Source organism: Galbibacter marinus, from assembly GCF_000300875.1.
Taxonomy (GTDB): Bacteria; Bacteroidota; Bacteroidia; order Flavobacteriales; family Flavobacteriaceae; genus Galbibacter; species Galbibacter marinus.
Genome location: NZ_AMSG01000028.1, coordinates 1 through 17,872, shown reverse-complemented (window position 1 = coordinate 17,872; position 17,872 = coordinate 1). Strand labels below are relative to the sequence as shown.

At 37.0% G+C, this 17,872-nt stretch carries 19 protein-coding genes and 1 pseudogene; 12 read left to right on the top strand and 8 right to left on the bottom strand.

Translation table 11 applies throughout. The annotated features are described in order from the left end of the window. The first annotated feature begins 39 nt into the window (after positions 1-39). Together I215_RS13580 and I215_RS13575 are read left to right on the top strand one after the other, a co-directional pair. A complete protein-coding gene (locus tag I215_RS13580; protein ID WP_008992559.1) occupies positions 40-420 on the top strand; it encodes a (deoxy)nucleoside triphosphate pyrophosphohydrolase in 381 nt (126 codons plus the stop codon). Beyond that, complete coding sequence (locus tag I215_RS13575; protein WP_008992558.1) at positions 417-3,563, top strand: DUF3427 domain-containing protein; 3,147 nt, start codon at positions 417-419, stop codon at positions 3,561-3,563. The genes I215_RS13580 and I215_RS13575 overlap by 4 nt, the downstream gene beginning before the upstream one ends. Before the next feature lie 308 nt (positions 3,564-3,871). Here I215_RS13575 and I215_RS13570 read toward each other — a convergent pair whose 3' ends face one another. Together I215_RS13570 and I215_RS13565 are read right to left on the bottom strand one after the other, a co-directional pair. After that, positions 3,872-4,414, bottom strand: a complete 543-nt coding sequence (locus I215_RS13570) for a ClpP family protease (RefSeq protein WP_008992557.1) — start codon at positions 4,412-4,414, stop codon at positions 3,872-3,874. 313 nt (positions 4,415-4,727) lie between these two features. Continuing rightward, complete coding sequence (locus tag I215_RS13565) at positions 4,728-5,546, bottom strand: purine-nucleoside phosphorylase (RefSeq protein ID WP_008992556.1); 819 nt, start codon at positions 5,544-5,546, stop codon at positions 4,728-4,730. Positions 5,547-5,990: 444 nt separating this feature from the next. On the opposite strand from I215_RS13565, the gene I215_RS13560 reads away from it, so the two are divergent. From I215_RS13560 to I215_RS13515, 10 genes are all read left to right on the top strand, one after another. Next, positions 5,991-6,770, top strand: a complete 780-nt coding sequence (locus tag I215_RS13560; RefSeq protein WP_008992555.1) for an HAD-IIA family hydrolase — start codon at positions 5,991-5,993, stop codon at positions 6,768-6,770. 99 nt (positions 6,771-6,869) lie between these two features. Next, a complete protein-coding gene (locus I215_RS13555; protein WP_008992554.1) occupies positions 6,870-7,109 on the top strand; it encodes a MoaD/ThiS family protein in 240 nt (79 codons plus the stop codon). A 55-nt stretch (positions 7,110-7,164) separates the two neighbouring features. Beyond that, the gene (gene moaA, locus I215_RS13550; RefSeq protein ID WP_083852516.1) at positions 7,165-8,148 is read left to right on the top strand and encodes a GTP 3',8-cyclase MoaA; all 984 of its coding nucleotides are present in this window, start codon (positions 7,165-7,167) and stop codon (positions 8,146-8,148) included. Positions 8,149-8,178: 30 nt separating this feature from the next. Further along, positions 8,179-8,652: a cyclic pyranopterin monophosphate synthase MoaC gene (moaC, locus tag I215_RS13545; RefSeq protein ID WP_008992552.1), complete on the top strand. Its 474-nt coding sequence runs from the start codon at positions 8,179-8,181 to the stop codon at positions 8,650-8,652. Beyond that, positions 8,636-9,241, top strand: a complete 606-nt coding sequence (locus tag I215_RS13540) for an NTP transferase domain-containing protein (protein WP_008992551.1) — start codon at positions 8,636-8,638, stop codon at positions 9,239-9,241. The genes moaC and I215_RS13540 overlap by 17 nt, the downstream gene beginning before the upstream one ends. Further along, positions 9,241-10,308 carry a HesA/MoeB/ThiF family protein gene (locus tag I215_RS13535; protein WP_008992550.1) on the top strand — a complete coding sequence of 356 codons (1,068 nt, stop codon included), beginning with the start codon at positions 9,241-9,243 and terminating at the stop codon, positions 10,306-10,308. The genes I215_RS13540 and I215_RS13535 overlap by 1 nt, the downstream gene beginning before the upstream one ends. Beyond that, positions 10,299-11,087, top strand: a complete 789-nt coding sequence (locus tag I215_RS13530) for a sulfite exporter TauE/SafE family protein (protein ID WP_008992549.1) — start codon at positions 10,299-10,301, stop codon at positions 11,085-11,087. The genes I215_RS13535 and I215_RS13530 overlap by 10 nt, the downstream gene beginning before the upstream one ends. Positions 11,088-11,098: 11 nt before the next feature. Beyond that, complete coding sequence (locus I215_RS13525; RefSeq protein ID WP_008992548.1) at positions 11,099-12,289, top strand: molybdopterin molybdotransferase MoeA; 1,191 nt, start codon at positions 11,099-11,101, stop codon at positions 12,287-12,289. Between the two features lie 19 nt (positions 12,290-12,308). Then, on the top strand, positions 12,309-13,343 hold the full coding sequence (locus I215_RS13520; RefSeq protein ID WP_008992547.1) for an XdhC family protein: 1,035 nt from the start codon (positions 12,309-12,311) through the stop codon (positions 13,341-13,343). A 10-nt stretch (positions 13,344-13,353) separates the two neighbouring features. Next, positions 13,354-13,953 (top strand): nucleotidyltransferase family protein, encoded by a 600-nt coding sequence (locus I215_RS13515; protein ID WP_008992546.1) that lies wholly within the window; start codon positions 13,354-13,356, stop codon positions 13,951-13,953. Here I215_RS13515 and I215_RS13510 read toward each other — a convergent pair. The 6 genes and pseudogenes from I215_RS13510 to I215_RS13485 all read right to left on the bottom strand — a co-directional run. After that, positions 13,932-14,681 carry an MIP/aquaporin family protein gene (locus tag I215_RS13510; RefSeq protein WP_008992545.1) on the bottom strand — a complete coding sequence of 250 codons (750 nt, stop codon included), beginning with the start codon at positions 14,679-14,681 and terminating at the stop codon, positions 13,932-13,934. The two genes, I215_RS13515 and I215_RS13510, sit on opposite strands and share 22 nt — an antisense overlap. 11 nt (positions 14,682-14,692) lie before the next feature. Beyond that, positions 14,693-16,186: a glycerol kinase GlpK gene (gene glpK, locus I215_RS13505; RefSeq protein WP_008992544.1), complete on the bottom strand. Its 1,494-nt coding sequence runs from the start codon at positions 16,184-16,186 to the stop codon at positions 14,693-14,695. A 114-nt stretch (positions 16,187-16,300) separates the two neighbouring features. Continuing rightward, a complete protein-coding gene (locus tag I215_RS13500; protein WP_008992543.1) occupies positions 16,301-16,933 on the bottom strand; it encodes a trimeric intracellular cation channel family protein in 633 nt (210 codons plus the stop codon). Between the two features lie 21 nt (positions 16,934-16,954). Further along, entirely contained in the window at positions 16,955-17,326 is a 372-nt protein-coding gene (locus I215_RS13495) for a dioxygenase family protein (RefSeq protein ID WP_008992542.1), read from the bottom strand. Positions 17,327-17,337: 11 nt separating this feature from the next. After that, positions 17,338-17,532: pseudogene (locus I215_RS13490) on the bottom strand (DUF417 family protein); the annotation flags it as partial. Beyond that, positions 17,517-17,872: zinc ribbon domain-containing protein (locus I215_RS13485; protein WP_008992540.1), on the bottom strand; the 356-nt coding region annotated here is incomplete at its 5' end. The pseudogene I215_RS13490 and the gene I215_RS13485, both read right to left, overlap by 16 nt.

Here is a 17,872-nt window from a genome sequence, read left to right as displayed (position 1 = left end):
CTTTATAGTAGATTGTGTAAAATTTACTATCTTTAAATTATGATACACGTTAGTTGTGCTATAATTAGGCATAAAGGAAAAATACTTATTTGCCAGAGATCATCAGCAATGAAATTGCCTTTGAAATGGGAGTTTCCTGGAGGGAAAATTGAAAAAGGAGAATCAAAAGAAGCTTGTTTAGTACGAGAGATTAAGGAAGAGTTGGATATTGCGATAACTGTTAAATCTAGACTGAAAGAGGTCAGTCATGCGTATGAAGATTTTTCAATATGCCTGTATCCATTTATAGCTAGCCTTGATTACGGGCAGCCAAAAGCACTTGAACACGCCCAGTTTAAGTGGGTAACTTCGGAAGAGTTATTAAATTACGATTGGGCTGAAGCAGACATACCCATCGTTGAAGAATACTTATCGTTATGAATTTAGGAATATATGAATCCCTAATAACTGAATCTTTATCGGTTAAATTAAATAGTCTTCCTGGACAAACTTATTTTATTAATAAAACGACTATTGATAAAGAGGAAGCGATTCGTGTTTTATCTATTCATTTACTGAATTCAATTCAAAAGGCGTTTCAAAATATTAGGGAGAAAAAGGATCTGAGGCTAGAGCGTCAAATCGAAGTGAGCAATCGCTTAATTGAATTTTTACATCAAGAAATTGAACACTATGATTTTCAAGAAGATTTAATTGATGACAATGGTGAGATCTTAAATGCAGTATTTAATAAAGTAGATTCACATTACACTAATCTTGGCCTACGTCTAAAAGAAATAACTCCAATTACACGATTGACACAAAGTGAATTGTTTACCGGGGGCAATGTTAGACTGACGTTGGATAGTGAGCTAAGAAAAGAAATTCTTTCTGCTGACCGGATAGATTTATTAGTGTCATTCATTAAATGGAAGGCTATAGTGATGCTAAGATCATCCCTTGAAGAATTCACAACAAAAGGTGGTAGACTTCGTGTTATAACTACCACATATATGGGGGCAACTGATTCCAAAGCCATAAGGGAGTTATCTAAATTAAAGAACACAGAAATTAAGATCTCTTACAATACTGCTAATGAGCGTTTACATGCTAAGGCTTATTATTTTCACCGGAATACAGGTTTTCATACCGCTTATATTGGTTCTTCAAATTTTTCACGGTCGGCCTTAACAGATGGCCTAGAGTGGAATCTTAAAGTTACCACTAAAGAAATCCCACATATTATTGATAAATTTCAGAAGACTTTTAATACCTATTGGGAAAAACCTGAATTTGAGATTTATAATGATGAAATACATTTCAAAAATTTAGACAAGACATTAAAAAGTAATAAAATTGGTAATTCTTCAGAGACCTTGACTACTTTTTTTGATTTAAAACCTTATCATTATCAGTCGGAAATATTAGAAAAATTAACCGTTGAGCGAAATGTCCATAATCATTATAGGAACCTAGTGGTGGCCGCTACAGGAACGGGTAAAACAATAATCTCCGCTTTTGATTTTAAAAATTATTTAAAAGAAAACCCAGATAGCAAACTCCTTTTCTTAGCACATACCATTGAAATTTTAAAGCAGACCCGTAATACCTTTAGAAATATCTTGAGGGATTCAAATTATGGAGAGTTACTAGGAAACGGAGAAGAGCCAAGTGACAAAAGAGCTGTATTTGGAACCATCCAGTCACTTTCAAATCGTTTGGATGATGATTATGTTTCACCAGACTATTATGATTTTGTAGTATTAGATGAAGTGCATCACTCACAGGCTAGTAGCTATCAAAAAGTTCTCAAATTTCTTAGACCTAAAATACTACTAGGATTAACGGCTACCCCCGAGCGAGCAGATGGCCTAAGTATACTCCCTGACTTTAACAATAGAATAGCGGCAGAAATAAGGCTACCGGATGCGATGAATAACAAGTTGTTATGTCCTTTTCAATATTTTGTAATTTCAGATAGTGTTGACCTTGATAGGGTAAGTTGGGTAAGAGGAAATTATGATCAAAGTGAGCTAACTAAGGTGTATACGCAATCAGATCAGAGAGTAGGTGAGATTTTAAAAAAATTAGAAGATTACAGTAAGGATTATAAAAAAGTCAAAGCTATCGGGTTTTGCGTGAGTATTGTACATGCCGAGTTTATGAAGGAGAAATTTACGAAGGTTGGATTAAATGCTCAGGTACTAACAAGTAAAAATAGTGCTGAAAGAGGAGAGATTTTAAATGAATTTAAAAAAGGTACTATAAATTATTTGTTCGTAGTGGACATTTTTAATGAAGGAGTTGATATACCAGAAATTGATACTGTTCTTTTTCTTCGTCCAACAGAAAGTTTAACGGTGTTTCTACAACAACTTGGCCGTGGATTGCGACTTTATGAAGGTAAAGATTCATTAACAGTATTGGATTTTGTCGGTAATGCTCATGTTGATTATGATTTTGAGCCCAAATTCAGAGCTCTAATTGGTAAGACCAATACAACGGTTCAAAAGGAAATAGAGAATGACTTTATCCATCTTCCGCTTGGATGTTCAATTTTAATGGAAAAGAGAGCTAAAGAAGTCATTTTAAATAATATAAGAAAAGCGACCACCTTAGGTAAAAGAGATTTAATCAAAAAGATCCAACAGTATCCAAATCAAACCAACTTACCTTTTACTTTACCAAACTTTTTAAAAATCAACCAAATTCCATTCGAAAGGCTCTATCTTAGAGGAACATGGTCTTATTTTTGTCATCAAGCCGGGGTTTTAGAAAATTACGATGCCGAAAATGAAAAGCGTTACAGGAGTATGCTTACAAATAAATGGACTGCAACCAATTCTTTGAGCTATTTTGAGTTTATCCTCCAATTGGCAGAGAATGATTTTGACGTTGATAGAATTGATTCCAATGAGAAAAATCAATTATTTCTGACCATGCTGCATTATGATTTTTGGCAACAAGCTAGTGATAAGTCACTCAAACAAACCATTGGAGATATAGGTAAAAATAAAACTTATGTAGAGGAAATAAAATCTTATTTAAGAATGCGGATCGATCATATAGATTTCGAGGAAAATTCGTGTCCGAATCTTGATTATGATCAACCGCTAAAAATACATGCACGTTATACAAGAGATCAAATATTAGTAGCATTTGGTTTGTCCACTCTAAATAAGATGAGTCCAAATAGGGAGGGTGTAGCGGAAAACAAAAATTTGAATATTGAGCTTCTGTTTGTTAATTTACAAAAATCAGAAGAGGATTTCTCTCCAACAACCATGTATGAAGATTATGCTATAAGTGAGACCTTATTTCACTGGCAATCACAAAATAGTACTTCAGATATTTCCACTAAAGGACAGTCTTATGTTCATCATCTTAAAAACAACAAGAAAATATTACTCTTTATTCGAGAGTCTAAAAATGATAAGTATAATAAAACACAGGGATATGTTTTTGTTGGCCTAGCTAATTTTAAAACCTATAATGGGTCAAAACCTATGTCTATAACATGGGAATTACAACAGCCAATTCCTGAGTATCTATGGTCTTCATCAGCTAAAATGGCAATAGGGTAACATCTTATAATCTACGCTTTACAAAATACGAATTACAAGAAATTTAAAATCTCATTTAATAACATTAGTATAGCTACATGCTTGGAGGCGTAATCAGCTGGTTGTGGCCATTATGGCATGGAGGATACAATATGTTTTTTTAACGTATAGTAGGAGGGAGTATACCCTACAGTATTAGAACATCACCAAGAATAACCTTCAAGTTAACTTTGGACTGCGTAAACTTTAGAAATCTAGGTTATTAACCAAAAAATGCCAACCAATCGGTTGACATTTTAAAGGTATGCGATTTATTTTATGTTGCGATATTACTTTAAAATACCGTCAACGATACCGTATTCAATGGACTCATCTGCATCCATCCAATAGTCACGATTAAAATCCTTCATAACTTTTTCAAAGGACTGTCCGCAATTATCTGCTAGAATCTGAGCACTTAACTCTTTGGTTTTTATAATTTCTCTAGCCTGAATCTCTATATTAGAAGCTTGTCCTCGAGCTCCTCCGCTAGGTTGATGAATCATCACACGAGCATGGGGATAAATAAATCTTCTCCCTTTTTCGCCTGCTGATAAAATTATCGAACCCATAGAGGCAGCAAATCCCGTACTGATGGTTGAAACAGGACTTTTTATCGCTTTCATGGTATCGTGGATTGCAAATCCAGAGGTCACATAACCACCTGGACTATTGATGATTAGCTTGATCTCTTCATTATTTAAACTGTCTAAATACATCAGATGATCAACCACATGTTTAGCAGATTTATCATCTACCTGTCCCCATAAAAATACAGTGCGCTGCTCTAAATGAGAAGCATCAATTTTATCTTGAATCTTTGTTTTTGCCATAGTTTACAATTTTTCCAGATCAAATATACTTAATTTGCACTCAAATCTCTTGGTTTTTTCCTTTGAAGTGGATATTATCCCATGTATTTAAATGTCCCATTGTAAGATTTAAAAGTTACCCAAGTCTAGAGCTTTCACCTTTGTCCATTCTATGAGCGTAAATAGTATAATAAGCGACGTTTTCCTAGTGAAAACTGAAGATTACAGAGCCAAAATACCAAAGATACTCTGCATAGAACTTAAAGAAAATCTCAAAATACTTCTCCATCAAAATAATCGTAAAATTAACGAGTTATCCAAAAATTATTTTTAATTAAATACTTTTATTAATAACCTCTTTGAATAAACGCATCATTTTCGGTTCTGCTTCTTCGGCTATCTTGATGATATCATTAACACTTACTGTTTCTAAATTTTCGGGATCCCCTTCATCAGTTATTACAGATATTGCCGCTACTGGTAGTTTTAAATGGTTGGCAACAATCACCTCAGGGACGGTACTCATTCCTACAGCATCTGCTCCGATTAATTTTAAATATCGATATTCAGCTCTAGTCTCTAGTTGAGGTCCTATCACAGAGGCATATACACCTTTTTTAAGTGAAATCCCTTCTTTTTCTGCGGCAGCCATTAGGGCAGTACAGAGCTTCTTGTCATAGGGCTGGCTCATGTCAACAAAACGTTCTCCGAGAAGTGGGGCTTCCTTAAAGGCCAGTGGGGAGCCTCCTTGTAAATTAATATGATCATCTATAAGCATAAGAGTACCTTTTTTAAGATCCAAATTAATGGAACCAGCAGCATTGGAAATTAATAATTTTTTAATTCCAAGACTATGCAACACCCGAATTGGATAGGTAATTTGTTGGGGATCATATCCCTCATAGAGGTGAAACCTTCCTTGCATGACAACGGTTTTAACCCCTTCGATTTCGCCAAAAATAAGTTTTCCACTATGAAATTCCACAGTGGCTAATGGGAAATGTGGAATGTGACTGTAATGGGCCACAATTGGATTTTTGAGCTCATCGGCAAGTTTTCCAAGTCCTGTACCAAGGACTATTCCAACCTCAGGAGCTTCAAAACCTTTTTTGATTAAATATTGAGTTGTTTCTATTAATTGTTCTCGAACCATTTTTAATTGTTTAAATATTTTTAATTTACCAAGTACTGTTCTAAGTTTTGGCAAATAGCAATGTCATTGTCTTTAAAAACCATATTATATTCCAATTTTACTTGCAACCAATCCAGCATGAAACTCTCTTAAGACGTACTAAGGTCACTTGAGATCATCTGCAACTGCATTCAACGATTTTACTCCTGCACTTATGGGTTATTTTGAAAACATTCCCTTATTAGTCAAAAAATTTAGCTTGAGCTTTGGCGGTCAGTTGTAATGTTTTAGAACTTCTTTAGATTTTTAGGTTTAAAATATGTTTTTTCCATGGAATATAAGATTGTAATGTTAAATTATTAAATATGATATCTAAGTAATGTGATTTGCCCCTATTTACTTACATAGCTAATTTTTAAGTTGTAATTTAGGGATTCACAAGTAAAGATAAAGAAAGTAAAAATTATGAAGAAAGGATTTCTAATAGACATGGATGGGGTTATATACGAAAATGACACCTTAATTCCAGGAGCTGATACTTTTATAAAAACTCTTCAAAAGGAAAAAATCCCATTTTTGTTTATGACAAACAATTCACAGCGTACACCTCTGGATACGGTTAATAAAGTCGCTAGAATGGGGATAGAAATTAGTGAAGAAAACGTTTACACCAGTGCCATGGCTACGGCTTATTTTTTATCATTTATGAATCCTAATGGTACCGCCTATGTGCTTGGAGAGGGTGGATTAATTACAAGTCTTCACCAACATGGATATACCCTAGTGAATCAAAATCCTGATTTTGTGGTTGTGGGTGAGGGTAGGAATTTTACTTTAGAAATGGTCAATAATGCTGTTGATATGATACTCTCTGGCGCAAAATTAATAGCGACCAATCTCGATCCTTCTCCTATGAAACAAGGCTGGTCCAATCTAGGGATTAAAGCTATTGTAGCTATGATTGAAGAGGCGACCAATAAGAAGGCATTTTCGGTTGGTAAACCAAGTCCAGTTATGATGCGTTCAGCAAGAAAATACCTGGGAATGGAAGCTAAAGAAACCATTATCATTGGCGATACAATGGATACGGATATTTTAGGAGGAATACAACTAGGATATACAACCATTCTAACCCTCTCCGGAGTATCTAAAAAGGCAGAATTAAACAATTACGCTTTTAAACCAGATATGATTATAAAATCTGTTGCCGAACTAGACTTAAAAAAGGTGCTTCAACTACAGTAACCACTTCGGGATGTTAAATTGCCTTAAATGCCAATAGAATTGTGGTAAATTTGGCTAACTTAAGGCCTATATGTTGAAACTGGAAAATTACTTAAAATCATGCAAGTCTTACTCTTTGGTATTACAAGGGAAATAACAAGTCAGGATGTCTTAGATATTCCCGCAAGTGAAAACTTGAAAGACGTAGGTCAATTAAAGGCATATTTAAAACAAAAATATCCTGGCCTTGGTCGTTTGTCGTCTTTGGCCGTGGCAGTAAATAGCGCTTATGCTAATGAAGATGTTCAGATAACTTGCTCGGATGAACTAGCGCTTATACCACCTGTAAGTGGAGGGTGAACTAACAAATCTCCAGATAGAATGAGTCAACCAATTGGCAAAGTAGAAGAGAATTATGCTTATAGATAATCACAATAGAGTCATCAATTATTTAAGATTGGCCATAACCGATCGCTGTAATTTGCGTTGTAATTATTGTATGCCTGCCGAGGGTATTAATTTTGCAAAACACTCCGAGGTATTTTCCATAGAGGAGTTGTGTCAACTCAGTAGTATTATGGTTGACCAAGGTATAGATAAGATAAGACTAACTGGAGGAGAGCCTTTTGTTCGTAAGGATATAATGCAACTCTTCCGGCATTTGACCACATTAGAGGGACTCAAGGAGATATCTGTAACTACTAATGCCACTCTTATCGGACCGTATATCGATGAGCTGGAATCATTGGGGATTAAAGATGTCAACCTAAGTATGGATGCCATCACCAAGAAAACCTTTGAACGTATTACACGAAGAAAACAATTTGATATAGTATATGAGAATATGCTGCGACTCATTGAAAAGGACTTTAAACTTCGTATTAACTGCATTGTTCTTGAGGGACAAAATGAACAAGAAGTACTTTCCCTTTTAGAATTAACCAAATACCATAATGTATCGGTACGGTTCTTAGAAGAAATGCCATTTAATGGTGGGGTTAAATCGTTTAATAAAATTCGATGGGATTATAAAGCGATCTACAAATATATTTCGGAGCATTTCGATGGTATTCAGGAGTTAAAATCTCCGTCAACTTCCACAGCAATTAATTATAAGATCCCTGGTCACAAAGGCACTTTTGGAATAATTCCTTCATTTTCTCGCACCTTTTGTGGGAGCTGTAATCGCTTAAGGATTTCTGCTACAGGGGATGTGATTACCTGTTTATATGGAAAACCGCGAATGAATATTCGCGAGCTTTTAAGATCGGAAAATTCCACCGAAATGATTAGAACTGAAATTCAAAGAGCCATCGGTAGTAGATCCAAAACAGGTTTTGAGGAACAAAAACGCTATGACGGAGTGTTTCAAAATTCGATGACTTCGATCGGTGGCTAGTAAACTTATTTCATTAATTGAAACACAACAATGACTAAGCAACTCTCACATATTGATCAACAAGGGCAGGCCACCATGGTGGATGTTTCTGCCAAAGCTGTAAGTAGTAGGATAGCGGTAGCATCAGGGCTGGTTATTTTTCCCCAGGATGTATTTAATACCTTAAAACAAGAACAATTTAGCAATAAGAAAGGCAGTATTATCCAGACCGCTGTGATTGCCGGAATACAGGCGGTAAAAAAAACGGCAGATCTTATCCCTCTTTGTCATCAATTAGCCTTGTCTAAAATCCAGATCGATATTAAACCCAAGGAAAATAGCCTAGAAATAATCTGTACTGTAAAATGCAATGAGCGCACTGGAGTTGAAATGGAGGCTCTTACAGGAGTTTCAGTAAGTGCTCTTACCATCTATGACATGTGTAAAGCCTTGTCACATGAAATCGTAATTGACAGCATTCAACTCAACCACAAATCTGGAGGTAAAAGTGAATACAATCGCTAAACTCAATGCTCTAGTGCTCGCTGGGGGACAAAGTACTCGTATGGGAGTAGACAAAGGATTGCTTGAATACCACATCCAACCACAGCGATTTCATATCTACAATCTACTTAGGGAGTGTTGTGATATGGTTTATATGAGTATTCGAAAGGATCAACAAGAGCAATTCTCATCCGATGTTAAGTGTGTTGTGGATCAAAATATTTACCCTGGCCCTTTTAACGGTATAATGAGCGCTTATCGAAAACATCCTGATCATGCATGGTTAGTGGTAGCTTGTGATATGCCATTGGTAGATTTACAGGCAATAAATAGACTTATTGATAAAAGAAATCCCTTGAGAGTAGCAACTACTTACAAAGCAATGGATAAAGCATTTCCGGAACCGCTTTTTGCCATATGGGAGCCTAAAGGCCTAAGTGCCGCTGAGGATTATTTAGAAAAAAAAATATCATGTTCGCCTGTTAAATTTTTAGCCGAGAACTTACCTGAAATTGTAAAGCCTTTACGCGATGAGGTTCTTGTCAATATTAACGATCAGGATCAATATCAGCATCTTCTAAAAAGAATTAAAGAAAAACCAGAATCGTAATGAATGCCAATAGATATATACGACAAACGACCTTAAAGGGATTTGGGGTAGAAGGACAGCGAAAACTTCAAAATTCGAGCGTGTTAGTTGTTGGGGCTGGAGGCTTAGGGGTTCCAGTGTTACAGTACCTCAATGCCATGGGTGTTGGAACTATAGGAATAGTAGAAAATGACAAGATCGAGCTCAGTAACCTACAACGACAACCTATATATGGTGAACAAGACATTGGGAAACCTAAAATAGAGGTTTCCATTAAAAAATTACAAGCTCAGAATTCAACCACAAAATTCCATAGCCATAATGAATTTCTAGGAACAGATAATGTTTTGGATATAGTAAAGTCCTATGATGTCATTGTGGATGCCACTGATAATTTTCCTACCAGATATTTAATCAGTGATGCCTGCGTAATTATAAATAAACCATTTGTTTATGGAGCTTTACATGCTTTTGAAGGGCAGGTCAGTGTGTTTAATTACAAATCTGGCCCCACCTATAGGTGTCTATTTCCAGAAATGCCAGGTAAAGGTGAGATGCCTGACTGTAATGTCAACGGGGTGCTAGGGATTTTGCCAGGAATTATTGGAAATTTTCAAGCTTTGGAGGTAATCAAGATCCTGACAGGAATAGGTCAGCCCTTATCTGGAAAACTATTGCTATACGATGGGTTGGTGCAAAAAATTCAACAGGTTAGTTTTGAGCCAAATTCGAAAAATCAAACACGTAAAACTTTGGAAGAGAATTATCAGCATATAAGCTGCCATCTAAGCGCGTCAGTTACCGCGGAGCAGTTTGAGAAGATTCTTCACAATCCTAAAAACTATCAACTGGTAGATGTAAGAAGCCCAGAGGAATTTAGAAACTTTCACCTTGAGGACTCCATAAATATTCCACTGCAAGAACTCTCCAATCGAACAGGTGAGGTAGATTTAAAAAGGACAGTTGTTTTGATATGTCAATCGGGAATACGAAGCGAAAAAGCATTAACCTATTTAAACCAACAGTTAGATGGCAAAATTTATCAGCTCGAGGGAGGATTAAATAATTACCCACAGGTATGGAAATAGCTACTGAATCACTCCTTTTATTGGCCATTTGTTTTTTTGTTATAGCTACCCTGTATTCCTCAGTAGGTTTTGGTGGTGGCAGTAGTTACTTAGCGATTCTTACTTTATTTGTAGGTAGTTTTTTTGTTATTAGATCACTTGCACTAGTTTGTAATTTGATGGTGGTCTCAACAAGTACCTACCTGTATTATAAAAATGGCCATTTTGAAATTAAGAAGTTTCTTCCTTTTGTGGCCGCTAGTATACCTCTAGCCTTTATAGGGGCATCTTTTAGGTTGGAGGAATACGTATTTTTCATTATTTTAGGGATCGCACTAATGACCTCTGCTATTTTATTACTGACCCAAAATGTAAGACGAAAAAAGAAAAATAAAGAACAGGCTATTAAAAGATATCCCATGTGGGTCACCGTGGCCTTAGGAGCTGGAATCGGTTTTCTCTCTGGACTAGTTGGAATTGGAGGTGGTATTTTCCTAGCACCAATATTAAATCATATGCGCTGGGATTTATCTATTAAAATTGCAGCTCTGGCAAGTTTCTTTATTTTGGTGAATTCTATTTCGGGGATAGCTGGTCTTGTGACCAATGACATGTTTGTTTTTCCATGGAAACTAGGACTAGTTTTATTGGGTGCGGTTTTACTTGGTGGACAGCTAGGAATACGGATCAGCCTACATAAATTAAGTGGGGCTGGAATCAAAATACTCACCGCTATCCTTGTTTTTATAGTTGGGCTAAGAGTATTACTAAACAATGGATTGGGGCTGATAAATTTTTAAACTTATGCAAAATGATATCTTATAAAGAAGCATTTGATATAGTACAGAGTTACATTCAAGACTTTGGTATTGAGAAAGTGCCATTTACCCGATCCTTAGGGAGGGTATTGGCCCAAGACATAAAGGCAGATCGTGACTTTCCTGCTTTTAACAGAGCTACCAAAGACGGTATTGCGATTTACTTTGATGACCTAGAACCCAGGAGTGAGTTTGAAATTGCAGGGACTGTTGCGGCTGGAACTCCTCAGATTTCGTTAAATGATACCAACCAATGCCTTGAAATCATGACAGGGGCTGTGGTGCCACAGGGTGCTGATACTGTGGTTATGTTTGAAGACATCCAAATTAACAATGGTGTTGCGACCCTTCAAACCGAGGTTCGAAAGGGACAAAATGTTCACTACAAAGGGAGTGATACCTCACAGGGTGATGTGATTATTCAAAAGGACACTAGAATTAGTGCCGCAGAAATTGGAATACTTGCAGCGGTAGGTTCAGTGGAGGTAGTGGTTAAAAAACTACCTGAGGTGTGTTTGATTTCAACCGGTAATGAGCTTGTGGCTGTACACGAAGTACCTGCTGCACATCAAATTAGAGAATCCAACATGCATACCCTGCACGCACTGTTAGCCTTACAAAAAATTGAGCCCAAACATCACCACTTTGATGATGATAAAGAAACTATTATTGCTTCATTAGATAGTTTGCTTAATAATAATAATGTTCTAATTATTAGTGGTGGAGTATCAAAAGGGAAATTCGATTATATCCCAGAGGCCATGGATCAACTAGGGGTACAGAAATGTTTTCATCGCGTGAATCAGAAGCCTGGAAAACCGTTTTGGTTCGGGATTTACCCAAAAACCAATACCTTGGTATTTTCGTTTCCTGGAAACCCTGTATCTACCTTTGTAAGTTATCATATATATTTTAAAACATGGTTGTACGGTTCTCTAGGTTTAAATCAGGCAGGACTTCAAGTGGTCTTAGGCCAAGCTATGGCTAATGAAACACTACTTACAGTTTTTAAAAATGTATATTTGAAAATAGAAAATGGCGTACACACTGTCTATGCTATTCAGGAGAATGGATCAGGTGATTTAATTAGCATGGGAAGAACAGATGGTTTTATTGTTCTGCCACCTCAAATTGAAAGTTTAGAAGAAGGAACGGTGGTGTATTTCTTCCCAACTAGAACATAAGAACTTACAGGTTGAAGTTATGATGTATGAATTTGAAAATATTATCACTGCTTACCAAAAGATTAATCGACAGGGCAAACCGTGTGTGTTAGCCACTGTAGTTGCTTTGGAAGGAACTTCCTATCGCAAGCCAGGAGTTCGGATGCTCATCGATATTGAAGGAAAAATGGTTGGTGCGGTAAGTGGGGGGTGTGTAGAAAAGGAAATTTACAGACAAAGTGATTCCGTTTTTAAAGACGGTATTCCTAAAGTGATGACTTATGATGGAAGGTTCCGATTAGGTTGTGAAGGAATCCTGTATATTCTAATTGAACCAATTAATTTATCACAAGCTTTTATTGAGACCTTTAGAAATGGTTTGGATCATCGCGAATCATTGCGTCTTAAAAGCTATTTTACAAAACAGGACCAACAATTAGATAAACGTTTTGGAACCGAGGTAATGTTTTTTAATGATACCAATTATGCCATCAATGATCAATTTAATACTTCTTCTGACTCCAACTCTGATGACTTGGATGTTTTCCAGCAAAACTTGCCTGCTGCATTAAGACTTGTGATCATTGGCGCTGAACACGATGCGGTACAACTTTGTAAATTCGCGACATTAAGTGGTTGGGAGGTCTGTGTGATTGCAACAGATTCTGATCCCAAAGAAATATCAAATTTTCCTGGCGCAAAAGCAGTTATCAATACTAGAGCAGAATTGTTTGACATGGACCTAATCGATGATCGAACAGCAGTCATGTTAATGACACACAGCTACTCTAAAGATTTAAAATACTTACTAAGGTTAGAACAAGGAATTACAATTCCTTACATAGGTCTTCTAGGACCAGCCAAGCGACGTGAGAGGATCCTAAGTGAGATCATGGAACATAGGCCACAGGTTTCTGAGGCATTTTTTGATTCTATTCACGGCCCTGCAGGTATAAATATCGGAGCTGAAACCCCTCAAGAAATTGCTGTTTCCATACTTTCAGAAATGCTTTCTGTTTACAGGCAACAACCGATCATTGCGTTAAAGGATAAAAAAGGAAGAATACATTCTTAAAAAAGTGTAAATGAAACCCAAAGTAGCCATAGTGATACTTGCAGCTGGAGCCTCTTCAAGAATGGGAGTTCCTAAACAATTAATGCCTTGGGGAAACGACTCACTTCTGAATCATGTCATTAGTACGGCCAGCACTTTGGGCCTTCAGTTACACATAATCCTCGGAGCTCATGGCGAGACTATAAGAAAAGAAATCCCTAAAATTAATAATGTACACCCTCATATAAACCCGCAGTGGAAAGAAGGTATTGGGAGTTCTATTGCTTTTGCTATTAGCACCTTAAAGAATCTAAAATTAGATGGAGTATTATTTTTATTAGGTGATCAACCTTTTGTCAGTGCTGATTATCTTAAAGAAATAATCACACATTTTGAAAAAGATACTTCTGAAATAATAGTCTCAGAGTTTCATGGAAATCTTGGAGTGCCTGCCTTGTTTTCTTCAGAATACTTCAATGAGTTATCTACTTTACATGCTGATATTGGCGCAAAACTCATCATTAAAAAACACCAAAAAAAGGTGTTAAAGTTAAACGCAGAACCACACGTGAGGGACATCGACACCTTAGAAGATTATCAAAAAGCGCATCAAGTTATGTTTGGTAAATAAGTTAAAAGCAGATGTAATCCTGCAGCTAGTACGGCTCCGATAATAGGACCAATGATAGGGATCCAAGCGTAATGCCAATTACTACTTCCTTTTCCCTTAATAGGTAATATAGCATGAACAATCCTGGGGCCTAAATCACGGGCAGGATTGATGGCGTAGCCAGTAGTTCCTCCAAGAGAAAGACCGATCACCCAAACAATAAACGCAACTGGCAAGGCTCCTATAGATCCCAAACCAATAGGGGTTTGTGATGAATCGCCAATGACAGGATCTGTAAAATAAAAAATAACAAATATCAAAACAAAAGTGCCTATGATTTCGCTAATTAGGTTGCTTGTCTTATTTGGTAATGCTGGTATAGTGCAGAATGTAGCTAACTTTAAAACAGGGTCAGGAGTTTCTAGATAATGATCCCTGTAAATTAAAGCAACCGTAGAGGCTCCTAACATGGCTCCTATCATCTGGGCTATTATATAAAAAGGGACCAAAACCCATTCTAAAAGCCCAGCTGTTGCTAGGCCAATACTTACCGCGGGATTTATATGTGCACCACTGTAGGGCGCTGCAATGACCACCCCAGTAAATACCGCTAAGGCCCATGCTGTGCAAATGACCATCCATCCTGAATCATGCCCTTTTGTTTTGTTTAATACTACATTGGCAACGACCCCATTACCGAGAAGAATGAGCATAAAGGTGCCAATAATTTCTGCTATGAAAGCTGTCATAATAGTCTTATTTAATTAGGGTTTGTCCAATAATTTGTGGTCTGTACTGCTTTTTTCCAAGACTCTAATTGTTTTTCAACATTGCTGTCTTGCTCAGGTGAATACGTTTTGTCAACCTTCCATTTTTGTATAATATCATTTTGATCCTTCCAAAACCCAACTCCTAGGCCTGCTAAATATGCCGCTCCTAAGGCTGTTACCTCTGTTGTTTTCGATTTTATGATTTGAGTGTCTAAGATGGTAGATTGAAACTGCATTAAAAAGTCATTTTCAGTGGCACCTCCATCAACTCTTAATTCTTTAATTGAGATGTTTGAATCTGCCTCCATTGCTTTTAACACATCATGGGTCTGGAATGCAATACTCTCCAGTGAAGCCCTAACAATGTGGGCTGCAGTAGTACCTCTGCTGATGCCTACCATTGTGCCCTTGGCATGTTGATTCCAATATGGGGCACCTAGACCAGTAAATGCAGGTACAAAATACACCCCATCAGTGTCCTTTACGCTTCTTGCCATTTTTTCAGAGTCCTTGGCAGTTTTGATAAGACCTAATCCATCTCTGAGCCATTGAACTACTGCGCCTGAAATAAAAATACTTCCTTCTAAAGCGTAATGGATCTCGTTGCCTATTTTCCACGCAATGGTGGTTAATAGTTTATTTTTTGAAACTAGCGGTTTATTGCCAATATTCATTAGCATAAAACATCCCGTTCCATAGGTGTTTTTAACCATACCTTCTTTGGTGCACATTTGGCCAAATAGAGCGGCATGCTGGTCCCCAGCTACACCAGTAATGGGAATCTTTCGCGCAAAGAGCATGCCTGAGGTATGGGCAATGTCACCACTTGAATCGCATACCTCTGGAAGCATAGACCGTGGAATTTTGAAAAGATCTAAAAGTTCTTGATCCCAGTTGAGGGTATGGATATTAAATAATAGAGTTCTAGATGCGTTGGTAATATCAGTGATGTGTTTGTGACCATTGGTAAGGTTCCATAGTAGCCAAGAGTCCACGGTACCGAAAACTAATTCTCCAGCTTCGGCTTTTCCTCTTGCGTTATCCACATTATCCAAAATCCATTTTACTTTGGTAGCTACAAAATAAGCATCGATAACCAAACCAGTTTTTCCTCTAATTTTTTCTTCCCAGCCTTCTTTAATTAACTGATCACAGTAATCTGCGGTTCTACGATCTTGCCAAACAATTGCGTTATACACAGGTTCACCTGTTTTACGGTTCCAAACTATAGTAGTTTCTCGTTGGTTGGTAATTCCGATTGCTGCTATGTGATCAGCGTGGAGTTTGGCTTTTGATACCGCCTCTATGGTTACAGCCATTTGGGATGACCAGATTTCATTTGCATCGTGCTCCACCCAACCTGGCTTTGGGAAATATTGCGTAAATTCTTTCTGTGCAATGCTCTTGGTGTTACCATTGTTATCAAATACTAAAGCTCGTGAGCTGGTGGTTCCTTGATCTATGGCTAAGATATACTTTGACATTTTAGTAAATTACATTTTGGTTTAATGAAAGATTGCTGGAATTTCGCCAAAAAAATCCAATAATATTTAAAAATTCATTTAAAAATTTACGCAGAATGTAATAATTGTGCCGATTTACTTTTTTTGAATGTTTTCGTTAATGGGTTTAAGTAATGGTAATTGTAGATGAAATTTAGCAGCGATTAATCTTGCAACGATAACCGTTATAGCTGTCATTAATTCCGTGATGTCCGAAGAAAAACCAAATTTATAGAACAGATAGTACACTCCGCCACCGAAAACACATGCCAGTGCGTAGATGTCTCTTGTGAATACCAGTGGGACTTTGTTTAATAAGACGTCTCGAAACACTCCACCAAGGGTTCCAGTAATTGTTCCCATCATTACACAGACCCAAAAGGGTAATCCCATGGCTAAACTTTTACTGATACCAACTACGGTAAATAGCCCTAGACCAATAGCATCAAACATGAATAAAGTACTTCCCCAGCGAAATAATTTTTCTTTAAATAATATGGCAGATAAAAAGGCGATTCCAGTGGTTATAAAATACATAGGGTTCATCATCCAAAACGGTCTAACATCTAGAAGTAGATCACGTGTTGTTCCACCACCAATGGCGGTAACCAAAGCGATGATAAAAGCGCCAAACCAATCTATTCTTTTTCCTGAGGCCAGTCTAAGACCACTGATTGCGAAAGCAAAAGTCCCGAGAAGGTCAAGGAATATAGTTATACTGAATTCCAATTTGTTGTGTGTTAGTTGGTGTTATCCGATTTTAACAGAGGTCATACTTAGAGATCCTCCAAGGGTATTATCATTAAACAAACTTACACTTTCATCAGAATCTTTCAAACCTAAAACATATAATAAAGGTAAATAATGTTCTGGAGTAGGGATAGCCAAATCAAAAATTCTACCTTGTGATCTTGCTAATATGAATTTTTTCATTTTCTGATCTGCTTCATTGGCCCAACCATAACCAGATCCTGAGGTGTTTATGTTTCTCCAATCCACCATTCTCAGATTGTGAACCCTATTACCACTTCCGATAACAAGTACTCCTTTTTTACGAAGTGATTTAATCTGTCGCCCAAGATCATAATGGTAACTTGGTTCTTTGTTGTAATCAATGCTCATTTGGATAAAAGGACTGTTTTACTCTCTGGGTTTTTACATTCTTTGTATTCTGGTGCTTCGTTAGAATAGAAGAAGGACATAAAGGAACTATTGGCTACAAAGGGCACAATGCCGTTTGCTTCATATTGAAATGCTTTTAATCCTCCAATCCATACTATTACTATGAAAATGGCAATACGGATTAGATAAACTACCCAACCACGCATAGCGATGGATTGGGTTTTAAACCTGAATGAACATGAGCAATAGTGCAACACATATCATTCGATTTTCCGACACGGTTTATGGCGCGTCCAAGGGTAGCTACATTAATAGATGCGTTCACATCAGCATCCATATGGCTTCCACAGTTTTGGCACTTAAAGTGCTTGTTAGTTCGTTTACCAATATGTTTACATACATTGCAGGTCTGACTAGTGTATCGAGGGTCAACTACTACTACAGGGACGCCCTTAAGCAGCCCCTTGTACTCCAAAAAGGATCGAAGTTGTCCAAAAGACCATCGACCAAGTTTCGTTCTAAATTTTTTGTTTCTTTTTTTAGAAG

What these genes read in the sequence shown, in the direction of transcription:
- I215_RS13520 (WP_008992547.1), top strand. Translation starts at nt 12,309, where the DNA reads ATGATGTATGAATTTGAAAATATTATCACTGCTTACCAAAAGATTAAT.
- I215_RS13555 (WP_008992554.1), top strand. Translation starts at nt 6,870, where the DNA reads ATGCAAGTCTTACTCTTTGGTATTACAAGGGAAATAACAAGTCAGGAT.
- I215_RS13575 (WP_008992558.1), top strand. Translation starts at nt 417, where the DNA reads ATGAATTTAGGAATATATGAATCCCTAATAACTGAATCTTTATCGGTT.
- I215_RS13495 (WP_008992542.1), bottom strand. Translation starts at nt 17,326, where the DNA reads ATGAGCATTGATTACAACAAAGAACCAAGTTACCATTATGATCTTGGG.
- moaA (WP_083852516.1), top strand. Translation starts at nt 7,165, where the DNA reads ATGCTTATAGATAATCACAATAGAGTCATCAATTATTTAAGATTGGCC.
- I215_RS13530 (WP_008992549.1), top strand. Translation starts at nt 10,299, where the DNA reads ATGGAAATAGCTACTGAATCACTCCTTTTATTGGCCATTTGTTTTTTT.
- I215_RS13515 (WP_008992546.1), top strand. Translation starts at nt 13,354, where the DNA reads ATGAAACCCAAAGTAGCCATAGTGATACTTGCAGCTGGAGCCTCTTCA.
- moaC (WP_008992552.1), top strand. Translation starts at nt 8,179, where the DNA reads ATGACTAAGCAACTCTCACATATTGATCAACAAGGGCAGGCCACCATG.
- I215_RS13565 (WP_008992556.1), bottom strand. Translation starts at nt 5,546, where the DNA reads ATGGTTCGAGAACAATTAATAGAAACAACTCAATATTTAATCAAAAAA.
- I215_RS13580 (WP_008992559.1), top strand. Translation starts at nt 40, where the DNA reads ATGATACACGTTAGTTGTGCTATAATTAGGCATAAAGGAAAAATACTT.
- I215_RS13570 (WP_008992557.1), bottom strand. Translation starts at nt 4,414, where the DNA reads ATGGCAAAAACAAAGATTCAAGATAAAATTGATGCTTCTCATTTAGAG.
- I215_RS13510 (WP_008992545.1), bottom strand. Translation starts at nt 14,681, where the DNA reads ATGACAGCTTTCATAGCAGAAATTATTGGCACCTTTATGCTCATTCTT.
- I215_RS13560 (WP_008992555.1), top strand. Translation starts at nt 5,991, where the DNA reads ATGAAGAAAGGATTTCTAATAGACATGGATGGGGTTATATACGAAAAT.
- I215_RS13535 (WP_008992550.1), top strand. Translation starts at nt 9,241, where the DNA reads ATGAATGCCAATAGATATATACGACAAACGACCTTAAAGGGATTTGGG.
- glpK (WP_008992544.1), bottom strand. Translation starts at nt 16,186, where the DNA reads ATGTCAAAGTATATCTTAGCCATAGATCAAGGAACCACCAGCTCACGA.
- I215_RS13525 (WP_008992548.1), top strand. Translation starts at nt 11,099, where the DNA reads ATGATATCTTATAAAGAAGCATTTGATATAGTACAGAGTTACATTCAA.